This window comes from Nostoc mirabile CHAB5784 (assembly GCF_020829645.1).
Classification (GTDB): domain Bacteria; phylum Cyanobacteriota; class Cyanobacteriia; order Cyanobacteriales; family Nostocaceae; genus Nostoc; species Nostoc mirabile.
Window position 1 is genome coordinate 1 of record NZ_JAIVFS010000263.1, and the last position, 2,893, is coordinate 2,893.

Below are 2,893 nucleotides of genomic sequence, written 5' to 3' on the forward strand. Positions count from 1 at the left end.
AAGTTCCTATGAGTTAGTCACCGAATTATTGAGATTAAGTCCTAATAAGCGTAAGTACTACCAACAAGGACAGAGAGCTATGAGGCTTATTCTATCTGCATCCTAGCCCTTTTTGTCCCCCCGTAAGCAAATAGTTTTTTCATTAGCTTTGTTTTAATCTATTAAATACTTTACTATCTCAATTTGCAATAACACATCAGTATATTTATTTACTTATTATTCAGTATAATAGTCTCAATATTGCTAACTGCTAGCCAAGCAAGCTCCTACTGAGATTAAGGTGAGTTTGTGTCTGCCAAATCCTAGTTAAGGATAACCCCGATCTGAAGGGCAAGGGTGGGTGTTGGGCTATTGTCAGCGCAGTAAATGACTTTAGTTGCACCGTAAGGGTTTGGGATGGCGAGTACACGATTGGGTTGCAGCACCTGAAGTCCTTCAACTACTTGCCCCAGGAGTGTGAGGAGATGCAGTCCTTTAGCGATCGCATTAGTCGAGTGTATTCCAGTGGGCTAGAACAGTCGGTGCAAAAGTTTTTGGAGTCGTCGGGGAAGCTGAACCGTGCTTATTTGACAGCTTTGGAAGAGAAATTGTTGAGTCTTTTAGAGTCAGAATTACACAATAAGGAAAGCTGGGGATAAGGCAGGAATTTATGCGAACGATTAAGTCATCGTCAATGAAGTTTGCTGTTCAAGCCGAGTTTGTAAATCTACAATCAGGTTCTCTCCACCGCGTCGGGCTTCCCATAAACCAGAATACTGCAAACCTATATTCCACTTTCCTTGCATATAATCTTCATTTTCTGAAACTATGCCTGTATATCTAACTGGTACAGGTGAGGTAACTAAATAACGTTTAGTAAAACTGACAGTGCGCCCAATTACCTCGCCATTGACCTGAGCTTCTCCTAAATAGTTGTCATCCAAAATGGAACCACTGAAAGTATTTCCACTCTGAACAAAGGTTGCTTCAAAGCGACTAGGGATGTCATCTTGCCAATAAGTTCCTAACCAATTACCGCTGAGGTCTGCCATATTGTTTCCTAGTAAAGATGTCTATGCGCTCGCCCGAATTGAAGTAATTGACGCGGCAGGTAGTTATAATCGCTATTGTTAAGCTGAAGCTGTCAACCACCCAATTGTATCGATATTATCGCTGTTGAGCATTGCAGTAAACCCTAGTAAAATACGACGGTACAAGGGGGAAGGTAGCGAGAGCATTCATTGGCGAACGATTACCAGGAATGGCAAGGATTACTCACAGGCGTACTATCATTATGAATTTTGGAGTGAGGGCGATCGCTTGGTCAAGTCGTCGAAGCATATCCCCAAGCGGCTGCTGAATGGAGTTCAGGAGATGGAGCGGGAGAAGGCGGCAGTGAGGGAAATATTGCAGATTCTGGGGGGTTTGAAGTTTGGTACGGATTAATTTAGTGTTTATTTCATTTGTACTCTACTTCCTGAAAAATCTATATTCAGTGAGATGCTGACTGTGAGCGAAATTATTACCAATCTTACAAATTAATTGATTGAAATGATGCAAGTCAAAATTTCAAGTAAGTAATTAAATTTGACACATCTATTTTTGAGTATTTTAAAGCATTTGTTGTATTAAATCTATATTTATTTTTAATAAAATAAATACTTTGTCACATAATATCATCCCACATTCCGCAGGTTAGTTAAGAAAGAAGATAATATTTTCGACAAGGAGCACCAAAAAACTGGAGAATCCATTGCCTTTCATGGGTTAAATTGGCAATTTGTTTGATTTGGGCGACCGTAACCAAATGAATCGACATAAAACATTGAAACACCCAACGTAAGGTTGAAGTAGAAGTTGGTTTACCCAACTGATTATCAATAGTTTTTTTTGCCCGTTCTAAAGCTTGACGTAAAGCCCTTTGACCCAGACTATAAACAAGCAAGCACAAACCCATAACCATTGCTAGTGCAGCAACTCGCTCAGTCAAATTGAGGAATACACTCGAAGTAAAAAATAAAGGATCTTTGAGAAACCGAAAACCGCGCTCAGTAGACTGCTGTGCCTTGTATTCCCGCAAAACATCGTCATTGCTGAGTTGTTCAGCATCGAGGACATTGGTTGCTAAAATAAATCTTCCAGCTCGTTTGGCTTCAATAGCGATCGCTACTTCCTTGAGTTCTAGCGTTGCATCAACTTGGTAGTAACAGGTGGGGGAAGCATCCTTGCTTGGTCTACCACGTCCAGGATGTTTTTTTATCTCCTTAACCTGGATATTAGCCAGTTGGTGTAAGGACAACTTAGAACTGAGCCTTTGTGCAGCTTTTCAGAATCTTTTGAGCAAGCGAATTCTTGATTTAGCAATTGCCGAAGTTCGGATTGGGCAACTGATAACTTTTTAATCAAACGTTTTTCTAACTGCTTGAGGTCAGCTTCTTTTCTGGCTTGACTTTCAACAACTAACCAGGACTGTCGTACACCACCATATTCACTACAACTTGGTGCAATTCGATATCCAGGCATTGCACTGTCATTAAACGCAACTTCTGGCATCTCCTCTAATAGCATTTTCGCAGCAGTTAGCGTCTGAACCAACCTATAACTCACAGATAGACTGTGCTGTTATAGAAGCGCAAGTACAGCAAATTAAATCATCGCTAAATTATCTTACTCAAATAAATAGCTCGTTGACTAAGTTACAAGAGCATTCATCAGATATTAGAGTAAAAGCTAGGTCTATGAGAACTGAAATTCGTAATGCGCTGAATTCCATTTCTGAGTCAATTATGTCCAACGTGATATTCCCAACATCGTGACCGAATAATTCGTAATTCGTAATTCGTAATTAATAATTAATTCATTAAGGGTACAAGCCCCTTAATTTATTAATGAAAAAAATAAATTTATTCATTAT

Annotated in this window: 3 protein-coding genes and 1 pseudogene; 2 read left to right on the top strand and 2 right to left on the bottom strand. The window is 39.7% G+C overall.

Features of this window, described 5'->3' with window-relative positions; translation table 11 throughout:
* The first annotated feature begins 464 nt into the window (after positions 1-464).
* Entirely contained in the window at positions 465-638 is a 174-nt protein-coding gene (locus LC653_RS45410) for a hypothetical protein (protein ID WP_229501778.1), read from the top strand.
* 21 nt (positions 639-659) lie between these two features.
* Here LC653_RS45410 and LC653_RS45415 read toward each other — a convergent pair whose 3' ends face one another.
* Positions 660-1,031, bottom strand: coding sequence for a hypothetical protein (locus LC653_RS45415; RefSeq protein ID WP_229501779.1), 372 nt, complete (start codon positions 1,029-1,031; stop codon positions 660-662).
* A 124-nt stretch (positions 1,032-1,155) separates the two neighbouring features.
* Here LC653_RS45415 and LC653_RS45420 point away from each other — a divergent pair, with 124 nt between their 5' ends.
* Positions 1,156-1,425 carry a hypothetical protein gene (locus LC653_RS45420; RefSeq protein ID WP_229501780.1) on the top strand — a complete coding sequence of 90 codons (270 nt, stop codon included), beginning with the start codon at positions 1,156-1,158 and terminating at the stop codon, positions 1,423-1,425.
* 253 nt (positions 1,426-1,678) lie between these two features.
* On the opposite strand, the pseudogene LC653_RS45425 reads toward LC653_RS45420, so the two are convergent.
* A pseudogene (locus tag LC653_RS45425) lies at positions 1,679-2,577 on the bottom strand (IS1634 family transposase); the annotation flags it as partial.
* Between the last annotated feature and the right edge of the window lie 316 nt (positions 2,578-2,893).